The organism is Variovorax sp. WS11, assembly GCF_010499245.1.
Classification (GTDB): Bacteria; Pseudomonadota; Gammaproteobacteria; order Burkholderiales; family Burkholderiaceae_C; genus Variovorax.
In genome coordinates, this window is the sequence record NZ_JAAGOW010000002.1 from 569,957 (window position 1) to 592,233 (window position 22,277).

Consider the following 22,277-nt stretch of genomic DNA (forward strand, 5'->3'; position numbering starts at 1 on the left):
ACAACTTGGCGCGCCTACCGCTTGTGCATGATCTCTTGGCGGCGCCGATCCTGCGCGCGACGATTGCCTTCATCGCTCATACCGGCAGGCAGGTGCTCGTCCAGGCTCACCGTTCGCTCTGCAATCTGTTTCATCACGCCATCCTGTAGCGCCTTCTTGGACATGGCGTAGGCCGTGTTGCAGTCAGGCGTGATGCACTTGGCGTAGTCGATCGCGGTCTCAAGCAGTCGATCGGGTTCCACGACCTCGTGAAAGAACCCGAGGCGCTGCGCCTCTTCCAGCCCATAGAGCTTGCCACGCAGTGTCGCCAGAGCGCCGACCTGATCGCCCAGGGCGTACTTGATGATCTCGACGTAGGCCGCAGGCATCGGGATGCCGATGGGTACTTCGTTCAGTCCGAAGCGTGCCGGCTTTCGCGCGGCGATCCGGAAGTCGCAGTCCAGCGCGGTGATCAGCCCGCCAGCGATGGCATGTCCGTTCACCGCCGCGACCGTAGGCCTCGGATACTGAAAGATTCGCAGGTTGGTTTCCCGGTATGCCCGATACCAGTCGCGAACCTTCTCTTCGCTCCCGCTGCCAAAAATCTCGAAGCTGTATTTGAAGTCGATACCTGCAGAGAAGACATCGCCTTGGCCGGTGAGCACGACCGGCAGATCGCCGAACTCGCGTTCGAGCCGATCGAAGGCTACGTGCAGGTCCGCGAAGAACTGATCGTTCTGCACATTGACCTTGTTGGTATTCATGCGAACGACTGCGCAGTCGTCCACTACCTCGATAGCCCAAGCCATGCGGTCTCCTTTGTTGACGGTCCGTCAATGCAGCGTGTGCAGCCCGACGTCGAGCTCGAGCTGCCCCACCAGTTCGAGCAGGATGGCCTTGACGACCTGGGCCGGCTCGGAAAGCGGCAGATGGTCGGATTCGCACAGCGCCAGCGGCACCTCGATGGGCGGCGAGACGATGCGGTGCAGGTCCAGGTCTGCGCTCGCGGCGACCGCCCGGGCTGCCGACACCGGCAGGATCGTGGCGCCAACGCCGGAGCCGACAGCGGCAGCGAGCGTGTTCGACGATTCCATCTCCGCAACCACCCGGGGCACGACCTGCGCCGAAGCGAAGGCCTGGTCCACGTAGCGGCGCAGCTGGTTGTTCGTGCAGGGCAGCAGGAGATCCACACCGCCCAGGTCCGCGAGCGCCACGTCGCCGCCTTTGCGCAGCAGGCCTTCGGGCGCGACGACGAAGAGATCCTCGGTCAGCAACGGGTCGAAGGAAAGCCCTTGCATGGCGTGTCCGCCGCCGTACAGCACGGCCATGTCCATGCGGCCGTTGCGCACCACCTCGCACAGCGTGGTGCCGAAGTTCTCGTTGATGTGAAGCACGATCTTCGGATGGCGCCCCTGCACCGTCCTGAGCAACGGCAGGGCCAGCGCCGACGCGGCCGTGCCCGGCGCCATGCCCACCGATACCTGCCCCGACAGCGTGCGTCCGGCATTGAGGACGTCGGCCTGCGCCTGGTTGAATTGCCGCAGGATGATCTGCGCGTGGCGATACAGCGCCTTGCCGGCCTCGGTGGGCATCACGCCCTTTTGCGTGCGCAGCAGCAGCTGTTGCTTGAACTCCCCTTCCAGCGTTGCGAGCTGCTGGCTCAGCGCCGGCTGCGCGACATGGAGCACTTCCGCCGCTTGCGTGAGACTTCCAACGTCGACGATCTTCACGAAATACTTCAAACGCCTGAGATTCAAGGTGGCCTCGTCGATACTGCCTGGAAACGGATGAAGCAAGCATCGAGCCACCGGGCGGGGCCCGTCAACCGGGGTTACGATCAGCCGGGATGACAGTGAACTTCAAGACGCTCCGGAGCTTCGTGACGGCGGTGGACGCCAAGAGCCTGTCTGCTGCGGCGCAACAGCTGCGCGTCGCCCAGCCGGCGCTGAGCCAGCACATTGCCTCGCTCGAGGAGCATTTCAAGCACCGGCTGCTCAACCGCTCGAACGCCGGCGTCACGCCGACGCGCGTCGGCAGCGAGCTCTACCGGCACGCGCAGATCATCCTCAATCACCTCGAGCAGATGGAGCACGAGCTCGCGAACCGCAGCGAAGCCAGCTTCATCTCGGGCCCCGTGTCGGTGGGACTGGCGACCTACAGCACGGCCTCCATCCTCTCGATGCCGCTGCTGCAGGCCGTGCGGCGCGAGTATCCCGAGATCAACCTCTTCATCAACGACAACTTCGGCCTGGTGCTCAGCGAGATGGTGATGACCGGGCGCATGGACATGGCCATCATCTATGCGGCCGGACCGATGAAGGGCGTCACGCTGCAGCCCCTGCTCACGGAGGATCTGTGCCTGATCGCGCCGCCGGGCATGCAGCTGCCGGCGGGCAGCGAGCAGACCATCGCCCTCAGATCCATCGCCGAGATGGATCTGCTGCTGCCCAGCCGCACGCACTTCCTGCGCCGCCTGATCGACGAAGCCTTCGCGCGCATCGGCGTCACGCCGCGCATCACGGCCGAGATCGAGTCCGCCGCGACCTTGCGCCAGGCGATCGAAGCCGGCGTCGGCGCCACCATCCTGCCGTCGGCATCGGCGCATGAGCCGAGCGCTGCCGCGCCACCGCTCATCCGCCGGATCGTGGAGCCGGGCCTGCAGGCCACGGTGTCGCTGTGCGTGCCGGACCATCTGCCGATGTCCGACCAGGCGCGCGCGGTGCTCGACATCCTCAGGCGGCAGATCGACGACCTGTTCGTCGACGGGCGCCTGGTCGGCATCCGCGCGCCCGAGGCTGACGCGACGGCGCGCTGAAGCTCAACGTGCGCTGAGTTGGCGCATCGCGCCCACGCCTTCGGCGACGAAGGGATCGGCGTGGTAGTAGAGCAGCTGCGCGCCGACCGACACCAGGTGCGCCACGTCCTGCCGCACCACCAGCGTACCGGCCACCTTGCCCGCGGCCCGGATGCGCTGCAGCGTCTGGTCCACCAGTTCGAGCACCGGCGGCGGCCTGCGCTGGCCCGCCGCCACCGCGGGCGAATAGCCCATCGACTGCGACAGGTCGCCGGGCCCGACGAAGAACACGTCGATGCCCTCCACCGCCAGGATTTCGTCGAGGTTTTGCACGGCCTCGACCGACTCGACCATGCCGACCAGCAGCCGGGTCTGGTGGTCGTCCGGGCAGGCATAGCGGAAGGTGTGCACCACCTGGCGCGCGATCTCGGCGGTGTGGATCAGCGGCACCATCACGCCGTCGGCGCCGGCATTGAGGCAGCGCGTGATGGTCGAGCGCTCCTGGTTCTGCGGCCGCACGATGCCGAAGCCGCCCGCGTAGCGCGCGGCCTTGGCCATGTGGTGGATGTCCTCGAAGCTGGCCAGGCCGTGCTCGCAGTCGATGAAGACCGAGTCGGCACCCGAGCGCACCAGCTTCTCGCACAGCGTGGGGGAGACGTGGTTGGGGTTGACCATCAGCACGGAATCGCCGCGTGCCAGGCGTTCTTTCAATGAAGACGAAGTGCTCATCGCGTTGTCTCGGGTTCAAGGTTTGCCTGGCGTGCCATCGGGCGCGCCGAGCCAGCGGCTGATCTCGACATCGGGCCCCTGGTCGCGCGCCAGCGTCGGGCTGATGACCAGCTGCTCAATGGTGGTGCCCTGCGGCAGCGTGCAGGCCAGCAGGATGGCGCGCGCCACGTCGTCGGGCGCAACCATCGCGGCGCGCTCGGCGGCCGTGGGCGGGCGCACGCGCGTGTCCATGATCGGCGTATTCACCTCGCCCGGCAGGATGGTGGTCGAGCGGATGTTGTTGTTGCGGAAGGTGGCGTGCATGAAGCCCATCAGGTTGCTCACCGCCGCCTTGGCTGCGCCGTAGGGCGCTCCGCCGAGCAGGTTGGGACGCACCGCCGCGAGCGACGAGACGGTCACGATCGTGCCCGCGCCGGCCGCCAGCATGCCCGGCAGCACGGCCTGGATCAGCACGTAGACGGCCGTGAGGTTGACGGAGATCGCGGACTCCCAGTCGTCCGCCTCGATCCAGCGGATGTTGCGCACGCGGCTCGTCAGGCCCGCGTTGTTGACGAGGATACCGACCGCACCGACCTCGCCTTCGGTCCAGCGCACCAGCTCCTGCAGCTGCTCGCGGCTCTGCAGATCCGCCTGCCGAGCCCACGCCTCGCCGCCGGTGGCACGGATTTCGGCCACCACCGCGTCCAGCGGCTCCTTGCGGCGACCCATCACCACCACGCGCGCGCCTTCGGCCGCGAGCATCAGGGCGGTCGAGCGGCCGATGCCGGAGCCGCCACCGGTGACCAGGGCGACCTGGCCTGCCAAGACCCGGGCGGTCATCGCGCGGCCACCTTCGCCGGCTTGGTTGCGGCCTGGTAGCCGTAGTCCGCCCGCGCGCCTTCAGGACTGACCAGGCCCTGCTTCAGGTCGTCCTCGACCAACTCGCGCGAGCGCTCCTGCGCGTCGCCCCAGCCGCCGCCGCCGGGCAGTTCGATGGTCAGGCGTTCGCCGGGCGCCAGCACCAGCCGCCCCTTGGGAAACACCGGCCGATCGTCATGCAGCACGGCCCCGTTGCGGCCGGCCTGCCCGCCCAGCACGCCCAGGCAGGGGTGCTTCACATGCTCGGTGCTCAGGTAGATGTTCATCTCGCGGTCGGACAGGTTGCGGATCACGCCGCGCTGGCCCAGTCCGCCGCGGAACTTGCCGGGGCCGCCCGAGTCGGGAATGAGCTCCTTGCATTCGGTGAGCACCGGCACCGCGAGCTCGTACATCTCGATCGGCGTCACGCGGCAGTTCGACGGAAAGCTCAGCGTATCCAGGCCGTCCATCGACGAGCGGCCGCCCTGCCCGCCATGGAAGTTCTGCGCGCTGCCGTAGGCGGTGCCGTCGGAGCGCTGGCCCTGGCAGTTGATGCCCCAGATCGGAGCGCCGCCGCTGTCGCCCATCGCGCCCTCCGGCACCACGTTCTGCAGCGCCTTGAAGATCAGGCTCGGGATGCAGTGGCCGACCAGGTTGCGCGCCGCGCCCGCCGCATGCGGCCGCGGGTTGAGGATCGAGCCCGCGGGCGCGGAATCGGTCAGCGGCACCATGCAGCCTTCGTTGTTGGGCGTGTCCGGGTCGAGCAGGCACTTGAGCGCATACACGCTGTGGGCGACGCGGTAGTGCGGCACCACGTTGATGCCCCGCGCCACCTCGGGCGAGGTCCCGGTGTAGTCGACATGGATCGAATCCTTGCCCACCTCCACGCTGACGCACAGCTTCACCTCGGTCTCGAAGCCATCGATGGTCATGTCGGCCTTGTAGCTGCCCTGCGGCCAGGCCGCGATGGCCTTGCGCATGTGGCGCTCCGAGCGGCTGAAGATCGCTTCCCCAAGGGCCTCGCAGTCGTCGAGCCCGTACTCGTCCATGAAGCGGCTGAACTCGCGGCTCATTACCTCGTTGGCCGCCACCATGCTCTGGATGTCGCCACGCACCTCGTGCGGCAGGCGCACGCTGGCCTCGATCACCGAGAACACGTCGACGTTCGGCTGGCCGGCCTTGAACAGCTTCAGCATCGGGATGCGGATGCCTTCCTCGAACATGTCGGTGGAGTCCGGCGACTGCGGCCGCCCGCCGATGTCGGGCAGGTGCGCGATGCTGCCGGCGTAGGCCACGATTTTCCCGTTGCGGAAGATCGGCGTGAGCATGACCATGTCGGGCAGGTGCCCGGTGCCGATCACGGGGTCGTTGGTGGCGAGCACGTCGCCCGGCTCCAGCGACTCAGGCGGGAAGGCCTTGAGGAAGTAGTTCTGCGCGGCCATCGGCAGCGTCGTGATGAAGACCGGGATCGACCAGGTGCACTGCGCCAGCGCGCGGCCCTTGGCGTCGAGGAGCACGTTCACGTAGTCGTGGTTCTCGCGCACGATCGGCGAGAAGGCGGTGCGCCCGAGGGCCGTGTCGGCCTGGTCGGCGATGAAGACCAGGCGGTCCCACATCACCTGCAGCGTGATCGGGTCGTTGAAGTCGGGTTTCAGGAGGGACATGAATGGCCTTCAGGACAGAAGCATGATGAGGTTGTGCTGCTCGTCGAGCGAGGCGGTGGCGTTCGGCCCCATGACCACGGTCGACTCGCGCTGCTCGATGATGGCCGGGCCTTCGACCGGCACGCCGGGCAGCAGCGCGTACTGGTCGTAGACCGGCGTCTCCACGTACTTGCCGAGTTCCGGAAAAAAGACCGGTCGCGTTCCCTTGCGCGGGTCGCGCACCGCACCCGCTTCGCCGCGCAGCCCGGCCAGCGACACCGCGCCCTTGGGCCCGCTGGCACGGATGCGCCAGGTGATGACCTCGGCCTCGGTGCCCGTCACCGCGCGGCCGTAGAGCGCCACGTAGTTGGCATGGAAGCGCGCCATCAGCTCCGCGACGAAGCCCGGGTCCTCCGGATCGAGCTCCGGCAGCGCGACCGAGATCTCGTAGCCCTGGCCCACGTGGCGCATGTCCACGGTGTACGAGAACCGGATGCGCTCGGCCGGCACCTTGCTCGCCAGCACGACCTCGCGCCCCTGCTCCGCCAGCGTGGCCTTGACCACCTTGACCGCGCTGGGGTTCCAGGCCGAGATCCGCATCGGCAGGCTGGTCGACAGGTCCGCTGCCACCGGCGCACCCAGCAGGCCGATGGCCGAGGTCACGCCGGCGCCGATGGGGCAGATCAGCTTGCCGATGCCGAGCTTGCGCGCGACGCCATACGCATGCACGGGACCTGCGCCGCCGAAAGCGATGAGCGGCAGGGCGCGCGGGTCGACGCCGCTGTCCGTGGCCTGCATCGAGGCGGCCTCCGCCATGCTCTCGTTGACCATGTCGTGGATGCCCCAGGCGCAGCGCTCCCTGCTGATGCCGAGCTCCTTGGCCAGGCGGTCCATGGCCGCTTCCGCGGCGGGCCGGTCGAGCGCGAAGTCGCCGCCGAGGAAGGACTTCTCGTCGAGATAGCCCAGGAGCAGGTCCGCGTCCGTCACCGTCGGCTCGGTCCCGCCGCGGCCATAGCAGGCCGGCCCCGGCGCGGCGGCGGCGCTGCGTGGACCCACGCCCAGCAGGCCCAGCTTGTTGCGCGCCGCGATGCTGCCGCCGCCGGCGCCGATCTCGATCATGTGGATCGACTGGATCTTGAGCGGGAAGCCGCTGCCCTTGCGGAAGCGCTCGTGCCGCGCCACCTCCAGGTCGTTGGCCACCATCGGCTCGCCGTTCGGGATCAGGCACAGCTTGGCGGTGGTGCCGCCCATGTCGAAGGAGAGCACGCTCGCCTCGCCGGCCTGGCGGGCGTAGTCCGCGGCCGCCACAGCGCCGGCCGCAGGACCCGACTCGATCAGCCGCACCGGCGTGCGCGAGGCCGCGGAGCTCGGCACCACGCCGCCGCTGGAAGTCATCCAGAGCAGCTGCCCTTCCACGCCGCGCTGCGAGAGCTCGCGTTCGAGATGGTTGACATGGCCGACCATCATCGGCCGCGTGTAGGCATTGACGACGGTGGTCGAGGCGCGGTCGTACTCGCGCACCTCGGGACAGACGGTGGACGACAGCGACACCGAGATGCCCGGCGCCACCTCGGCGATCAGCTCGGCCACGCGCTTCTCGTGCTGGCCGTACTTGTAGGCGTGCAGCAGGCACACCGCGACCGATTCGACCTGGCGCTCCAGCAGCGTCCTCGCGATCCCGCGCACGCCCTCCTCGTCCAGCGCCTTGATCACCGTGCCGTCCGCCGCGATGCGCTCGTCGACGCCGAAGCACAGGTCGCGCGTGACCAGCGGGTCCGGGTACTGGATGCGCAGGTCGTACAGGTCGTAGCGCCCCTCGGTGCGGATGCGCAGCATGTCCTGGAAGCCGTCGGTGGTGATGAAGGCGGTCTGCACGCCGCGCCGCTCCAGCACCGCGTTGGTGACGACCGTGGTGGCACCCAGGATCTGCAGCGTGCCGGCACCCGATGCCTTGCCCGCGTTCTTCTCGCGCACCTTGGCCAGGAGCTCGTCGACCCCTTGCAGCACCGCTCGCGCCGGTGCATCGGGCGTGCTCAAGACCTTGTGCAGCAGGATGGTCCCGTCGTCCTCGGTCATCGCGAAGTCGGTGAATGTGCCGCCCGTGTCGAATGCCAGTTTCATGCCTTTCTGCTCCTTGAATGTTCGGTTTCGTTTCGATCAGGCCGGCTGCGCGTCGGAGGCACGCCGGCCCGTCATGAAGAGCTCGCCCAGGTCCGCGTTGCTCAGCTCGCCGACCGGGCTGTCCCAGATCACCTTGCCCAGGCGCAGCACCACGGCGCGCTCGGCCGCCTGCATCGCCTTGCGCGTGTTCTGCTCGACCAGCAAGATGGTTCGGCCGCCTTGGTGCAGGCGCTTCAGCTCGTTGAAGACCAGCGTGATCGCCTGCGGGGACAGGCCCACGGAGGGCTCGTCCACCAGCAGGATCTCGGGCCGGCGCAGCACCGCCATCGCCATTTCCAGCAACTGCTGCTCGCCGCCGGACATGTTCCCGGCCAGCTCGTTGCGGCGCTTGCGCAGGATCGGGAACAGGTCGTAGACGTACTCGCGCTCGCCCTTCAGGTCGCCGTCCTTGAGGGTGTAGGCGGCCATCTCGAGGTTCTCGTCGATGGTCATCAGCTGGAAGTTGCAGCGCCCCTGCGGCACGTAGGCGATGCCGTGCGCGAGCATCTGCTGCGGCCGAAGCCCGGCGATGTCCTTGCCCTTCCAGCGGATCGCGCCGCCCTTGTGCGTGGTCATGCCGAACAGCGACTTGAGCAGGGTCGACTTGCCGGCCCCGTTGGGCCCGAGCAGCGCGACGAATTCGCCGTGGCGGATCTTCAGGTCCACCCCGTGCAGGATGTCCAGGTGGCCGTAGCCGGCGTACAGCTTGTCGATTTCGAGTTCCATGGTCTTGTCTCCCATCTCAGCCTCCTAGGTAGGCCTCGATGACCTCGGGGTTGCGCACCACGGCTTCGGGCGTGTCGTCGGCCAGCTTGGCGCCCTGGTGCAGCACCACCACGCGGTCGCTCAGGTTCATCAGCACGTCGGTGTTGTGCTCGATCACGACGAAGGTCACGCCCAGTGTCTGATTGGCATGCGCTATGCACTGGATCACCTTCTCGATCAGCACCGGGTTGATGCCGGCCAGCGGCTCGTCCAGCAGGATCAGCTCGGGCTCGGGCATCAGCATCGAGGCGAACTGCAGCAGCTTCTGCTGGCCGCCGGACATGTGGCCGGCCGGCAGGTGCGCCACGCGCGCGAGACCCGACACCTCGATCAGCTCCCGGGCGCGTTCGCGCAGCGCATTCACGCGCCGCTTCGCGGCCGGCCCGACCCAGAAGGTGGACAGCACGCTCGGAAAGCGCGACATCTGCCCCGCCAGCACCAGGTTCTCTTCCGAGTCCAGCGTCGGGAAGACCACCGTCTTCTGGAAGCTGCGCAGGAACCGGCCTTCGCGCGCGATCCGGTTCATCGGCCAGCCGGTGATGTCCACACCCTTCAGCAGCACGCGGCCGGCGTCGCTTTTCTGCAGGCCGGTGCAGCAGTCGAACAGGGTCGACTTGCCGGAGCCGTTGGGCCCGATCAGGCCCATCACCTCGCCGCGCCGGACCTCGATGTCCACGCCCTGCAGCGCGGCCACCGCGCCGTAGTTCTTGCGCAAGCCTTCGATGCGCAGCATGACGTGCTCAGCGGACATCGCGCTGCTCCTTGCTGCCGCCCTGCCCGATGCGCGCGATGCGCTCGGCCGCGCCGTGGAAGAGCGGTGCCAGCCCCTGCGGGAACAGGAACACCAGGCCCAGCAGCACGAAGCCGTAGATCACCATGCGCAGCTCGGGCGTGATGCGCAGCGCCTCCGAGACCGCCACGAAGACGAAGCTGCCGATGATCGCGCCCGGCACTTTGCCGACGCCGCCGCCCAGCACGATGATCAGGATGGTGTTCGAGTAGTAGGCCTGGAACACGAGCGGGCTCACCACCGTCGAGAAGTGCGCATAGAGGCTGCCGCCGAGGCCGGCGAACACGGCGCTCAGCATGAAGACGATCAGCTTGTAGGTCCAGGTCGGCACGCCCAGCGATTCGGCCAGCGTCTCGTTGTCGCGAATCGCCACCATGCAGCGGCCGGCCGGCGAGCGGATCAGCGCGACGAAGGCCGCCACCGCGAGCGCGGCGAGCACCAGCACCAGGTAGAAGTACTCCGGCGCCCTGACGATGGTGAGCGCCATGTCGCCGAAGCCCAGCGTCGGCCGCGGCACGCCCGACAGGCCCATGTCGCCGCGCGTGAGATCGACCCAGTTCTTCGACACGACCTGGGCGATCACCACCATGCCGAGCGTGCACATCACGAAGGAGGTGTCGCGCAACCGCAGCGCCGGAATCCCCAGCGGCAGCGCGATCAGCCCAGCGAGCAGCCCGGCGCAGAGGAAGTTCACGAGGAAGGGCGTGCCGAAGTGGATCGCCATCAGCGCCGAGGCGTAGGCGCCGAGGCCGAAGAACACGCCCTGCGCCAGCGACAGCATGCCGGTGTAGCCGAGGATCAGGTTCAGCCCCAGGGCAGGCAGCAGGAAGATCATCGCGAGCACCATCGCGTGCAGGTAGTAGTCGCCCAGGAAGAGCGGCGCCGCCAGCAGTGCGGCCATCGCCAGCGCGCAGGCGCTCCAGTTCACCGTGGCCAGCCTGGCGGCGGGCAGGCGGGGCGTATCCAGCGTGGTGGTGGACATCATCGTGCGTTCCATTCGGTGGGGTATCAGAATCGGGCCTTGCTGCTGAACAGGCCGTGCGGCCGCAGCATGAGCATCAGCAGCAGCGCGATGAAGCCGACCGAGTCGCGGTACTGCAGGCCGATGAAGCCGGCCACCAGGCTCTCGACCACGCCCAGCAGGCAGCCGGCGATCAGCGTGCCGCGCACGTTGCCCATGCCGCCCATCACGATCACGGCAAAGGTCTTGAGCGTGATCGACTCGCCCATGCCGCCGTAGATGCTGACGTTGATCGGGCCGGTGAGGATGCCCGAGAGCGCGGCGATGGCGACGCCGATCAGGAAGGTTCGGCGCACCACCTGCTCGACGTCGATGCCGTTGACCTGGCAGCACTCGATGTTCTGCGACACCGCGCGGATCGAGCGGCCGAGCCGGGTACCGCGCACCATCCATTCGAGCGCGGCGAACACGGCGAGCGTGACCACCACCAGGATCACGCGCTGCTGCGACATGCCGAAATCGCCCATCTCGATCGGCTCGATCCAGCCGCCCGAGAACACCTTGTAGCCGCCGCCGAAGGCCAGGATGACGACGTTCTGCAGGATCAGCGACAGGCCGAGCGTGGCCAGCACGCCGGCCTGGAAGGGCTGGCCGATGAGGCGCTGCATCACGCTGCGGCCGATCAGCACGGCGATCAGCGACACGATCGCCACGCCGCCGACGATGGCCAGGCTGTAGTCGGCCGCCAGCTTCGACATGACCCACCAGGCCGCGAAGGTGCCCAGCATGTAGTACTCGCCGTGGGCGAAGTTGATGGCACGCAGCACGCCGAAGATCATCGTCATGCCGGCGGCCACCAGCGCGTACATCGAGCCGGTGATGATGCCGTTGACGATCTGTTCGAGGATGAAGGAGCTCACGTGGATGTCCCCGCAGGCGGATCAGGCAGACGCTTCACTTGGGCGCGGCGTAGTCGACCTTGGTGGTGATCGTTCCCTTGATCGCCGGCTTGCCGTCGGTGATCTCCAGCAGCACCATCGGCAGCACGGCCTGGTTGTGGTCGTCGAAGGTGACCACGCCCATCGGGCTGTCGTACTTGATCTTGGCGAGCGCGTTGCGCACGTCCTCGCCCTTCAGGCTGTTGGCGCTCTTGATGGCCTGCGCGACCAGTTGCAGCGTGTCGTAGTGGGTGTAGGCATGGTTGTTCGGCATCTCGCCGCCGTTGGCCTTCTGGTAGTCGGCGACGAACTGGAGGCTGCGCGGCGCCGGCACCTCGGGCAGCCAGGCGGCCGCTTCGACCGCGCCGTTCATGACCTTGGGCGCCGCGGCGATGGTCTCCTTGGTGTTGAACTCGCCGTTGCCCACCAGCGCCACCTTGCCGGCCAGGCCCAGCTCGAGCATCTGGCGCGCGATGATCGGCGTGGTGTCGGCCTGCCCGTAGAGGATGATGGCCTGCGCGCCGGAGCGGCGGATCTTGCTGAGCACCGAGCGGAAGTCGGTCTCGGAATCCTTGTAGTAGTCCTCGCTGAGGATCTCCGCGCCCTCGTACTTCGGCAGATAGCGCTTGGTGAACTTGATCGCGCCGCGGCCGTAGTCGCTGTCGACCGACAGCACGGCGTATTTCTTGAAGCCCTTGGTCTTGGAAGCGTACTCCAGCACCGTGGCCGCGCGCACCTCGTCGGTCGGGTAATTGCGGAAGGTCCACTTGAAGCCGCCGACGCCGGCCTTGTGGGTGATGTCGGGGTTGGACGAAGCCGCGTTGACCAGCAGCACTTTCGACTCCTCGACCAGGGGCTGCATCGCGAGCGTCACCGAGCTGCACACGTCGCCGATGATGATGGCCGTCTTCTCCAGGCTGATCATGCGCTGCGTCGCCGCCACGCCTTCGGCCGGCACGCACTGGCTGTCGCCGCTCACCAGCTCGATCTTCTTGCCGAGCACGCCGCCGGCCGCATTGATCTCCTTGGCCGCCAGCGCCGCGCCCTTGTTGGCGAAGGCGCCGTAGCGCGCATTCGGGCCGCTCATGGGGCTGATGATGCCGATCTTGAAGGTGTCTGCGGCCTGCGCATGCGCCGAGGTGAAGGCGCAAAGGCCGGACATCGCGACGAGGGCCATCCAGGCCGCGCCGCGCAGGGTCGTCGTTGTCGTGGGGTGGCTGCTCATCGCGTTGCTCCAGTCAATGAAAAGGGGGTTGAAAGAATGATAGGAAGGCGTTGCGCAGGCGCCCAATAGGGAATCCACCTTCGCGCATAAGCGTTCGTGATAGGCGGATGCGGGCGTCTCCCACCGCGGCTCAGCTCAGCTGCGCGACCGCGGCGGCGATGCGCCGGCAGCCCTCTTCGATCTGCTGGGCGCTGGTGGCGGTGGACATGCGGAAGTGCGGGGATACGCCGTAGGCGGTGCCCGCAAGCACCATCACCCCACCGGCCTCCAGCAGGTGGATGACCACGTCGTTGTCGGTCTCGAGCACCTTGCCCGCAGGCGTGCATTTGCCGATCAGGCCGCCGCAGTGGGGGTAAAGGTAGAAGGCCCCGCCCGGCGCGCGGGCGCGGATGCCGGGAATGGCGTTGAGCATCCGCACGGCGGTGTCGCGCCGCAGGCGATAGGTGGCGACCCATTCCGGCAGGAAGGCAGGCTCGGCATTCAGCGCCACCACGGCCGCCGCCTGGCTCACCGACGATACCCCGCTGGTGGACTGCGACTGCAGCATGTCCAGCGCGGCGATGATGTCCGAGGGCCCCGCCGCATAGCCGATACGCCAGCCGGTCATCGCATAGGTCTTCGAGACGCCGTTGACCACCAGGGTGCGCTCGCGCAGCGCCGGCTCGATCGCCAGCAGGTGCCGGGGCCGCGCGTCGTCGAAGCGGATGTGCTCGTAGATGTCGTCGGTCAGCACCATCACCTGCGGGTAGCGCAGCAGCACGTCGGCCAGCGCGCGCAGCTGGGCCTCGGTGTAGGTGGTGCCGGTCGGGTTGGTCGGCGAGTTGAAGACCAGCCAGCGCGTGGCCGGCGTGATCGCCGCCTCCAGCGCCTCGGGCGTGAGGCGGAAGTCGTCCTCCTCGCGGCAGGCCACGACCACCGGCGTGCCGTCGCAGGCCAGCACCATGTCGGGATAGGAGACCCAGAAGGGAGCGGGCACGATCACCTCATGGCCCGCCTCCACCGTGACCGACAGGGCATTGAACAGCGCGTGCTTGGCGCCGCAGGTGACGATGATCTCGCGCGGCCCGTAGCGCAGCCCGTTCTCGCGCTCCAGCTTGGCTGCAATGGCCTCGCGCAGCGCGAAGGTGCCCGCCACCGGGGTGTAGCGCGTCTCGCCGCGTTCGATCGCCGCGCAGCCGGCCTGCCGGATGTGGGCCGGGGTGTCGAAATCGGGCTCGCCGATCGCCAGGTTGACGATGTCCCGCCCTTCCCTGCGCAGCTCGGCGAATCGATCCGCAGCGGCGCTGCTCGGGGAGGGCTTGATGCGGCGGATGCGCGACGAGATGCGGGACGGGCTCACGGGAATCCTCTTCAGTGGCGACAAGCCCGACGGTAGGCCCGCGGCGGCGCCGAAGCCAAGACGGCTTTGCTCTAGGGGTGCCGCGTCCGCTTATGGGCCCACCGCCGCCGCATAAGCGTTGTCTATAGAGCCAGAGCGATCTCGTCTTGGTGGGCAAGCCCGCTTTGCGTACCGTCGGAGGCCCCTCAGGAGACACAACCGATGCGACCTTCCGTCCTGGCCACCCGCGCCACCTTCCCCGACATCGCCGCACGCTTGCGCGCGCATTTCGACGTCGAGGACAACCCCGCCGACACCGTATGGACCCCGGCCGAGCTGATCCGCCGGCTGCAGGGCAAGCAGGGGGTGATGAGCACCGGCAGCGAGCGCATCGACGCCGCCCTCCTCGATGCCTGCCCGCAGCTCAAGGCCGTCTGCAACGTCGGCGTGGGCTACAACAACGTCGACGTCGCGGCCTGCACGGCGCGCGGCGTGCTGGTCACCAACACGCCCGACGTGCTCACCGAGACCACCGCCGACTTCGGCTTCGCGCTGATGATGGCCACGGCGCGCCGCATCACGGAGTCGGAGCGCTTCCTGCGGCACGGCGAATGGACCAAGACCGGCATCTACGACATGTTCGTCGGCGGCGACGTGCATGGCGCGACGCTCGGCATCCTGGGCATGGGCCGCATCGGCCGCGCGGTCGCACGACGCGGTGCAATGGGCTTCGGCATGCGGGTGATCTACCACAACCGCTCGCAACTGGCGGCCGAGGCGGAGGCGGAATGCGGCGCCCGCTACGTCGACAAGGCCACGCTGCTGAAGGAGGCCGACCACCTGGTGCTGGTGCTGCCCTACTCGCCCCAATCGCACCACGCGATCGGCGCCGCCGAGCTGGCGCAGATGAAGCCCACGGCCACGCTGACCAACATCGCGCGCGGCGGCATCGTGGACGACGCCGCACTGGCGCAGGCGCTGCGCGCGGGGACGATCGCGGCCGCCGGCCTCGATGTCTTCGAGGGCGAGCCCGCCCTCCACCCCGATCTGCTGGCGGTGCCCAACATCGTGCTGACGCCGCACATCGGCAGCGCCTCGGTGCAGACCCGCCGCGCGATGGCGGCATTGACCATCGACAACCTGATCGCCGCACTCGGCTTCGGCCCGCGGGCCGGCAAGCCGCCGACGCCGGTCAACCCTGAAGTGCTGGCGTTGGCACGCTGACCCATGGCACCGAGGATCAGCCCTCGAATCGTCGCAGCCCCTCGAGATCGAGGATGGTGATGCCCTGGTACTCGGTCCGCAGAAGGCCCGCATCCCGAAGTCGCCCCAATGCCTGGCTGCAGCGCTGGCGCGACACGCCCGCCAGCGTGGCGACCTCTTCCTGCGAGATCTTCAGGAAGGTTTCCGTACCGGGATAGAGCTTGCGGTGAAAGAGGCCCGCGATGGACCGGGCCACCCGGCTGTCGACGGGCAACGAACGCTGCATCGCGTAGCTGGTCACGAACTGCTGCAACCGGTCGTTCAATTGCGCGATGAGGTAGTGGGCGAAGCCGATGTGGTGGTGATAGAGCCGAAAGAACGTGGCCGCAGGGACTGCCGCCAGCCTGCTGTCGCGCAAGGCCACGACGTCATAGCGAATCGGCTCTCCCCGCAGAACAGATCCTTCGGAAAACCATGCGCCGCGCGAGAGACCCGTGAACGTGATCTGCTGGCCATCGGGTTCGGTGCTGCACATCTTCAACAGGCCATCTGCGACGCCCCACCAGTACTCGGAAGGTGCGCCCTGCCGGAACAGGTAGGTGCCCTCGGCCACCTCGCGCCATCGAATCTGCGCAGCGACATCGGCCTGCTCCCTCTCCGGCAACTGCGCAAACCAGCCAGAAGCTTTCAGGAAGGCGTCCATAGGGCCAGCATAGCCGGGACCTCAGGCCGCGGCATCGGCAGAACCCATGAGCTCGCCTCGCGCCTGCGCGCGCGTGGCGAGGGACCGTCCGATCACGATGCGACGGATCTCCGATGTGCCGAACCCGAGCGTGAAGAACTGGGCGTCGCGGTACAGGCGGGCAGCGACGCTGTCCTCGGCGAAACCTGCGGCCCCCATCAACTGCAGTACCTCGCGGCTCGCGGCCATGGCCTGCTCGGCCGCGAACATCAGCAAGGCCGTGCCATCGCATGCACCGCCTCTTGCAAAGTCGCCGGCGACACCGGCCGTGTACGCGTAGCTGCGCGCCGCGTTGGTGCGGGCCACCATGTCAGCCAGCTTGGCCTGGATCAGCTGAAAGTTGCCGATGGCCTGGCCGAACTGCTGCCGCTCCACGCTGTGCGACAGTGCTGCATCCAGGCAAGATTGCAGCAGCCCCAGGGGACCGCCGCTGGCGACGAAGCGCTCGCGCTCCAGGCCATCCATCATCACGGCCGCGCCACCATCGACCTCGCCCAGCACGTCGGCTGCAGTGGCCCGGCAGTTGTCGAACACCACATCGCCGACCTGGCAGCCGCGCACGCCCATCGTGGCGCGCGGCGGCTGCGCAATGGCCCCGGCCCGTGGAAGCTCGAGCGCGAAGGCCGTCATGCCTTTGCCGCGGGCGTCGCGATCGGTGCGCGCGTACACCACCAACACGTCGGCACATGGCGCGTTCGCGATCCAGGCCTTGTGGCCGCTCAGGACAAATCCACCATCGATGCGCCCGGCCGTCGTCGCCATGGCGCCAAGTGCATCGGATCCTGCCTGCGGCTCCGTGATGGCCAATCCACCCACCCGGGTTCCGTTCACGAGATCGGGCAGGAGGCGCTCCTTCTGGGCGTCGGTGCCGTACAACGCGATCTGGTTCGTACAGGCGTGGGAATGCACCAGGTACGAAAGCCCCACCGCGGCGGACGCACGGCTGATCTCCTCCATCACGACCAGATGCTCCAGATAGCCCAGGCCGGCCCCGCCGAAGCGCGCCGGCACGGTGACCCCCAACAGCCCCGCTTCCCCGAGCTTGGGCCACAGGTCTGCAGGGATCCGTCCCTTGGCATCGATGTCCTGGGCGCGTGGAGCGATCTCGCGGTTCGCGAACGCGCGCGCCTCTTGTCGGATCTCCTCCGCCGCCGCCGGGAGCGGCACGCGCAGCAGCGCCCAGCTCGCGTCCGACTCGCCCGAACTCATTCGCCGGACCTCGCCGGTTCCGCCAGGCGCGTGATGGCAGCCTGACTTCCTGCGATCTCGCGCAGCTTGAACTTCTGAATCTTGCCTGTCCCGGTCTTGGGCAGCTCGGTGAAGACGACTCGCCTCGGGCATTTGAAGTGCGCCATGCGCTCTCGCGCGAAGGCGATGATTTCCTCCTCGGCCGGGTGCCGGCCTGGACGCAATTCGATGAACGCACAGGGCACCTCACCCCACTTGTCGTCGGGCATGGCCACCACGGCTGCGTGCAACACCGCCGCATGGGCATGCAACAGGTCCTCCACTTCCACCGACGATATGTTCTCGCCGCCCGAGATGATCACGTCCTTGGAGCGGTCGACGATCTGGAAGTAGCCGTCCGGATGCACCACGGCGACATCGCCGGTGCGGAACCAGCCGCCCTCGAAGGCGCGTGCCGTGGCTTGCGGGTTCTTCAGGTAGCCCTTCATGATCGAATTGCCCCGCAGCATCAGTTCGCCCGGGGTACGGCCATCGCGAGGCACGGGCACGCCCGTCTCCGGATCGGCGACCTGCAACCCTTCCAGTAGTGCTGCGCGAACGCCCTGGCGAGCCTGCACGCGTGCCCGGGCGTCGGCGTCCATCTGCGCCCACGTCGTCTGGGGAACGCAGCTGACGGGCGTGCCCAGCGCCTCCGTGATGCCGTACACGTGGTCGACCGAGAAGCCCAGCTCCGTGACGGCTTGCAGCACCGTCGCAGGCGGCGGCGAACCCGCGGTGAGAACCCGAACGGTGCGTCCCGCAGGCACCTGCACCCGTTCCGCCGCCAGACCCGCCATCACAGTGGGAGCCGCGCAGAAGTGGTCGACGCCATGCCGATCCAGGGCTTGCGCGACCTGTGCCGGAGCGACCTTGCGCAGGCAGACGTGTGTTCCTGCCGCCGCCGAGATCGCCCAGGTGAAGCACCAGCCATTCGCATGGAACATGGGGAGCACCCACAGGTAGGTCGGATGCCGCGGCAGCGGCCAGTTCGTCATCTGCAGCACACTCATCATGAACGTGCCGCGATGACTGGCCACCACGCCCTTGGGATCGCCCGTCGTCCCCGAGGTGTAGTTGAGCGCGATCGGCGCCTGCTCGTCCTCTGGCCAGACGCCCTCGAAGTCTTCATCGCCCTCGGCAAGCAACGCTTCGTACGCTTCGCAGTCGTGCGCTCCGACAGTTGGGCCGGTCGGCGCAAGCGCATCGGCGATGTCGACGACCAGCGGCCTGTGCGGCACCGTCTCCAGCGCCGCGGCGGCCAATGAAGCGAACTCGCGATCGACCAGGAGCACCTTGGCTTCACCGTGACGCAGGATGAAGGACACGGCATCGGCATCGAGCCGGACGTTGATCGCATTGATCACCGCGCCTGCCAGGGGAACGCCGAAATGCGCCTCCAGCATGGCCGGCGTGTTCGGAGCCAGCACGGCCACCACGTCCAGCGGCTTCACGCCGCGCCGCACGAGCGCGCTGGCCAGCCTGCGGCAGCGCTTGCGCGTTTCGCACCATGACTGCCGCATGTCACCGTGAACGATGGCAACGCGATCGGGAAAGACGTCGGCCGTGCGATCCAGAAAGGACAGCGGCGTCAGCGGTTCATGGTTAGCAGGGCTCGGCATCAAGCCCTGCGCAAACATCGATTGAGACATTGAAGGCTCCGGAGAGAGTCGAGATGGTCTCACTGCGCGCCGAGCAAGTCTGTCGTTGCAACGACAAAGGCCAGCGACCAACGCCCTGGCAGCGCGTCAAAGCAGATCGACGGGAATCTTGAGGTAAGCCACACCGTTCGCCTCGACCGGCGGCAGACGGCCGGCGCGGATGTTGACCTGCACGGAAGGCAGCATCAGCGCCGGCATCGCCAGCGTCGCGTCGCGCGCGCGGCGGCGTGCGACGAAGTCCTCTTCCTCCACGCCGTCACGCACATGGACGTTGTGCGCGCGCTGCTCGGCCACCGTGCTGCAGCAAGAAGCCTCGCGGCCGGCAGGCGGATAGTCGTGGCACAGGTAGAGCCGGGTATCGCTCGGCAATGCGAGCAGGCGCCGGATCGAGCGGAAGAGCCGGTGCGCATCGCCGCCGGGGAAGTCGCAGCGCGCGGTGCCGAGATCGGGCATGAACAGCGTGTCGCCGACGAAGACCGCCGAAGGGCCGCCGGCCGGGTCGTCGATGCGGAAAGCCATGTCCGCGGGCGTGTGGCCCAGCACGTGCAGCGCACAAGCCTGCAGGCGCCCGATGCCGAAGCGCTCGCCATCGGTGAACAGATGCTGGAACTGCGAGCCGTCGACCGCGAGATCGTCCGCATTGAAGATGCCGCGGAACGCGCGCTGCACCTGCGCGATGCCGGCGCCGATCGCAATCGTGCCGCCAAGGCGGCGTTGCAGGTGCAGTGCGCCCGACAGGTGGTCGGCATGTGCATGCGTCTCCAGCAGCCATTGCAGCGCCAGGCCGCGCTGCTCGATGCGCTGCGCCAGCGCGTCGAGCGGGCGCGCATCGGTACGGCCCGAAGCGGCATCGAAACCCAGCACCGGATCCACCACGGCGCAGGTGCCCGCACCGTCGTCGACGAGGTAGGAGAAGGTGCCCGTCGCGCGATCCAGAAAGGGCTCGACGGAGAGAGAGAAGTTGCCTGCCTGATGGTTCATATAATGAAAGACAGTTCATTGAATGAAATCATTATGGAGCATCTTCCCGAAGCGGCCCTGGTGCGCCATCTCGACGCGCTGCAGCGCCGGCCCATCCCGAGCGCCACGCGCGCCCGCCTCGCGCAGGCCCTGCTGGACTGGTTCACCGCCGGCTGGTCGGCGCTGGCCCTGCCCGCGGCGGACACGCTGCGCAGGCTTGCCGGCGACTGCATGCCGGGTGCGGGGCCGGCGCCGGTTTTCGGCGGTGCCGGCATGGCGGCGCCGGCAGCGGCATTCGCGAATGCCGGCATCGCCCATCTGCGCGAGATCGACGACGCGCATCGTGCCGCCATGCTGCATCCGGGCGTGGTCGCGGTCTCGCCGGTGCTCGCGCTGGCGGCGATCGAGCCGCTGACCCAGCGGCGCGTGGCCGATGCCGTGATCGCAGGCTACGAGGTGGCACTGCGCGTCGGCGAGGCACTGGGCACTCGGCATGCGGCCGGCTTCCACGCCACCGCGACCGCCGGCGCGGTGGGGGCCGCGGCCGCGGCCGGTGTCGCGCTGGGCCTGCCGCCGGCGGCGCTGCACCATGCCATGGGCATCGGCGCGACCCAGGCCGCGGGGCTGTGGCAGCTGGTGGACGACGAGGCGCACGAATCCAAGTCCCTGCATCCCGCCTTCGCGGTGCGCAACGGCATCGCGGCCGCCTACGCCGCACGCGCCGGACTGCCGGGCGCGCGCGCCTTCGTCACCGGCCGGCGCGGACTGCACGCCTTGCTCGGCGGCGACGGTCCGCTGGAGGCGCTGGACATCGGCTTCGAGGCAGCGGAGCGCATCAACACCGCCACCATCAAGGCCTGGCCCTGCTGCGCGCAGTTGTTCACGCCGCTCGATGCCGCGCGTGCGCTCATCGATGCCCACCAGCCGGTGCCGGAGCAGATCGCCTCGATCGAGGTGCTGATCTTTCCGCATGCCCTCAAGATCGCCGGCGTGGACTGGCCCGCCAAGCCTGCCGAGACCTGCTTCAGCCTGCGCTACGTGCTCGCGACGCTGCTGTTGAAGCAAGGCCTCGGCATCGAGGACATGGAATCGCCCGACCTGCGCTCGCCCGCCCTGCTGGCACTGGCGCGCAAGATCTCGGTGGCAACGGACGACGGCTTCCAGCGCGCGTTTCCGCAGAAGCGCCCGAGCCGCGTCACGATCACGATGCAGGACGGCCGCAGCTTCAGCGCCCTGCGCGAGCTGCGCCGCGGCGACCCCGAGGACCCGTTCGACTGGGACCAGCTCCAGGCGCGCATGCGCGCCTTCGCGCCCGGCATGGACGACGCGGCGGCGCGCCGCGTGAGCCACTGGTGCGCCGGCTTTGCCGAAGCCGATCGGGATGCGGACGTCGGCGCGCCGCCGGCGGCCCTCTTCGGCTGAGAGGGGTCTTGGATCGCGCCTCAGGCCGAAGGAGGACGCCAGCCCGCCGGCGCCCGGGTCACGAAGCCCTGCTCCGCCAGCTCGGAGCGCACCACTTCCACCGCCTTGCGCTGCGCCTGCGCGTCATGACGCGAGGCCAGCCCGATCACCACCAGCGCGCCCAGGAAACTGCCATCGCCCTCGAACACGGGCAGCGCGACCGAGGCCATCTCGGCGACCCGCTCGGAGCGCGTCATCGCATAGCCCTTCTCGCGGATCTCGGCCGCGTGCGGCGTCTTGCCGCCGGTGAAGAAGTTGAGCACGTGGGCCGAGGAGCCGCCGTCGGCGAGCCGGATGCGGGTGCCGACCTCGACGTGGTGCCGAACCTCCTTGGAGGTGTTCTCGCGGTAGAGGCAGACGCGCTCGTTGCCGCTGCGCACGTAGAAGGCCACCGTCTCGCCGGTCTGGCGCATCACGTTGTGCAGCACCGGCTGCAGGCGCGTGCCCAGGTCGAAGGTGCTGCGGTAGAGCATGCCCATGTGCAGCAGCGCCGGCCCGGGCGCATAGCTGCCGCTCTCGAAGCGGTGGACCATGCGCGCACGCACCAGCACGCCCAGCAGGCGCAGCAGCGTGGCCTTGTCCAGGCCGGTGCCTTCGGCCAGCTCGCGCAGCGACAGGCGCAGGCGCTCCTCGCTGAAGCACCCGAGGATCGAGATGCCGCGCTCCAGCACACCCACCGGCGGCTTGGGCCCGGCGGGCGTCGCGGCGTCCTCGGCTTCGGCGGCCGCAGCACCGGCATTCGGCGCTTTCTTGGGGCTGTTCTTCATCGTGCGGTATGGCTGGCGCCAGGGTCGGCTTGACACCCTTCCTGGCGGTCTCTATAGTTTCGTTTATTAAAATACATTTCATTCATTGAAATGAAGTGCCCCACAAGCCCAGGGCATCGC

20 protein-coding genes are annotated in these 22,277 nt (G+C 68.3%); 3 read left to right on the plus strand and 17 right to left on the minus strand.

Features of this window, described 5'->3' with window-relative positions; all coding sequences use genetic code 11:
- Positions 1–14: 14 nt before the first annotated feature.
- Together GXN78_RS23200 and nac are read right to left on the minus strand one after the other, a co-directional pair.
- Positions 15–743, minus strand: coding sequence for an enoyl-CoA hydratase/isomerase family protein (locus GXN78_RS23200; RefSeq protein ID WP_239142869.1), 729 nt, complete (start codon positions 741–743; stop codon positions 15–17).
- Positions 744–812: 69 nt separating this feature from the next.
- Positions 813–1,736, minus strand: coding sequence for a nitrogen assimilation transcriptional regulator NAC (nac, locus tag GXN78_RS23205; protein ID WP_106557582.1), 924 nt, complete (start codon positions 1,734–1,736; stop codon positions 813–815).
- 89 nt (positions 1,737–1,825) lie between these two features.
- On the opposite strand from nac, the gene GXN78_RS23210 reads away from it, so the two are divergent.
- Entirely contained in the window at positions 1,826–2,794 is a 969-nt protein-coding gene (locus GXN78_RS23210) for a LysR substrate-binding domain-containing protein (protein WP_106557581.1), read from the plus strand.
- Positions 2,795–2,797: 3 nt separating this feature from the next.
- Here GXN78_RS23210 and GXN78_RS23215 read toward each other — a convergent pair whose 3' ends face one another.
- From GXN78_RS23215 to GXN78_RS23260, 10 genes are all read right to left on the minus strand, one after another.
- The gene (locus GXN78_RS23215) at positions 2,798–3,502 is read right to left on the minus strand and encodes an aldolase/citrate lyase family protein (protein WP_106557580.1); all 705 of its coding nucleotides are present in this window, start codon (positions 3,500–3,502) and stop codon (positions 2,798–2,800) included.
- 15 nt (positions 3,503–3,517) lie between these two features.
- Positions 3,518–4,321, minus strand: coding sequence for an SDR family oxidoreductase (locus GXN78_RS23220; protein WP_106557579.1), 804 nt, complete (start codon positions 4,319–4,321; stop codon positions 3,518–3,520).
- Positions 4,318–6,003, minus strand: a complete 1,686-nt coding sequence (locus tag GXN78_RS23225) for a hydantoinase B/oxoprolinase family protein (RefSeq protein ID WP_106557578.1) — start codon at positions 6,001–6,003, stop codon at positions 4,318–4,320. Before GXN78_RS23225 ends, GXN78_RS23220 begins: the two co-directional genes overlap by 4 nt.
- A 9-nt stretch (positions 6,004–6,012) precedes the next feature.
- Positions 6,013–8,103, minus strand: coding sequence for a hydantoinase/oxoprolinase family protein (locus GXN78_RS23230; protein ID WP_106557577.1), 2,091 nt, complete (start codon positions 8,101–8,103; stop codon positions 6,013–6,015).
- A 36-nt stretch (positions 8,104–8,139) separates the two neighbouring features.
- A complete protein-coding gene (locus GXN78_RS23235) occupies positions 8,140–8,883 on the minus strand; it encodes an ABC transporter ATP-binding protein (RefSeq protein WP_239142870.1) in 744 nt (247 codons plus the stop codon).
- A 1-nt stretch (position 8,884) separates the two neighbouring features.
- Positions 8,885–9,658, minus strand: a complete 774-nt coding sequence (locus tag GXN78_RS23240) for an ABC transporter ATP-binding protein (RefSeq protein WP_106557576.1) — start codon at positions 9,656–9,658, stop codon at positions 8,885–8,887.
- Complete coding sequence (locus GXN78_RS23245; protein ID WP_239142871.1) at positions 9,648–10,682, minus strand: branched-chain amino acid ABC transporter permease; 1,035 nt, start codon at positions 10,680–10,682, stop codon at positions 9,648–9,650. The genes GXN78_RS23240 and GXN78_RS23245 overlap by 11 nt, the downstream gene beginning before the upstream one ends.
- 23 nt (positions 10,683–10,705) lie before the next feature.
- Positions 10,706–11,578 carry a branched-chain amino acid ABC transporter permease gene (locus GXN78_RS23250; protein ID WP_106557574.1) on the minus strand — a complete coding sequence of 291 codons (873 nt, stop codon included), beginning with the start codon at positions 11,576–11,578 and terminating at the stop codon, positions 10,706–10,708.
- A gap of 34 nt (positions 11,579–11,612) precedes the next feature.
- Complete coding sequence (locus tag GXN78_RS23255) at positions 11,613–12,821, minus strand: ABC transporter substrate-binding protein (RefSeq protein ID WP_106557573.1); 1,209 nt, start codon at positions 12,819–12,821, stop codon at positions 11,613–11,615.
- Between the two features lie 130 nt (positions 12,822–12,951).
- The gene (locus tag GXN78_RS23260) at positions 12,952–14,160 is read right to left on the minus strand and encodes an aspartate transaminase (protein WP_106557572.1); all 1,209 of its coding nucleotides are present in this window, start codon (positions 14,158–14,160) and stop codon (positions 12,952–12,954) included.
- Positions 14,161–14,361: 201 nt separating this feature from the next.
- Here GXN78_RS23260 and GXN78_RS23265 point away from each other — a divergent pair, with 201 nt between their 5' ends.
- Positions 14,362–15,363, plus strand: coding sequence for a D-glycerate dehydrogenase (locus GXN78_RS23265; protein WP_106557571.1), 1,002 nt, complete (start codon positions 14,362–14,364; stop codon positions 15,361–15,363).
- A 16-nt stretch (positions 15,364–15,379) separates the two neighbouring features.
- Here the strand turns inward: GXN78_RS23265 and GXN78_RS23270 are convergent, their stop codons facing one another.
- The 4 genes from GXN78_RS23270 to GXN78_RS23285 all read right to left on the minus strand — a co-directional run bounded on the left by GXN78_RS23270 (position 15,380) and on the right by GXN78_RS23285 (position 19,950).
- Complete coding sequence (locus tag GXN78_RS23270; RefSeq protein WP_164255688.1) at positions 15,380–15,955, minus strand: Crp/Fnr family transcriptional regulator; 576 nt, start codon at positions 15,953–15,955, stop codon at positions 15,380–15,382.
- A 111-nt stretch (positions 15,956–16,066) separates the two neighbouring features.
- Positions 16,067–17,293 (minus strand): acyl-CoA dehydrogenase family protein, encoded by a 1,227-nt coding sequence (locus tag GXN78_RS23275; protein WP_106557569.1) that lies wholly within the window; start codon positions 17,291–17,293, stop codon positions 16,067–16,069.
- Positions 17,290–18,960, minus strand: coding sequence for an AMP-binding protein (locus tag GXN78_RS23280; RefSeq protein ID WP_106557568.1), 1,671 nt, complete (start codon positions 18,958–18,960; stop codon positions 17,290–17,292). The genes GXN78_RS23275 and GXN78_RS23280 overlap by 4 nt, the downstream gene beginning before the upstream one ends.
- Positions 18,961–19,056: 96 nt before the next feature.
- A complete protein-coding gene (locus tag GXN78_RS23285; RefSeq protein ID WP_106557567.1) occupies positions 19,057–19,950 on the minus strand; it encodes an MBL fold metallo-hydrolase in 894 nt (297 codons plus the stop codon).
- A gap of 18 nt (positions 19,951–19,968) precedes the next feature.
- Between GXN78_RS23285 and GXN78_RS23290 the strand changes: the two genes are divergently transcribed.
- Positions 19,969–21,351 carry an MmgE/PrpD family protein gene (locus GXN78_RS23290; protein ID WP_239142872.1) on the plus strand — a complete coding sequence of 461 codons (1,383 nt, stop codon included), beginning with the start codon at positions 19,969–19,971 and terminating at the stop codon, positions 21,349–21,351.
- A 20-nt stretch (positions 21,352–21,371) separates the two neighbouring features.
- On the opposite strand, the gene GXN78_RS23295 is transcribed toward GXN78_RS23290, so the two are convergent.
- On the minus strand, positions 21,372–22,157 hold the full coding sequence (locus GXN78_RS23295) for an IclR family transcriptional regulator (RefSeq protein ID WP_239142873.1): 786 nt from the start codon (positions 22,155–22,157) through the stop codon (positions 21,372–21,374).
- Positions 22,158–22,277 lie beyond the last annotated feature (120 nt).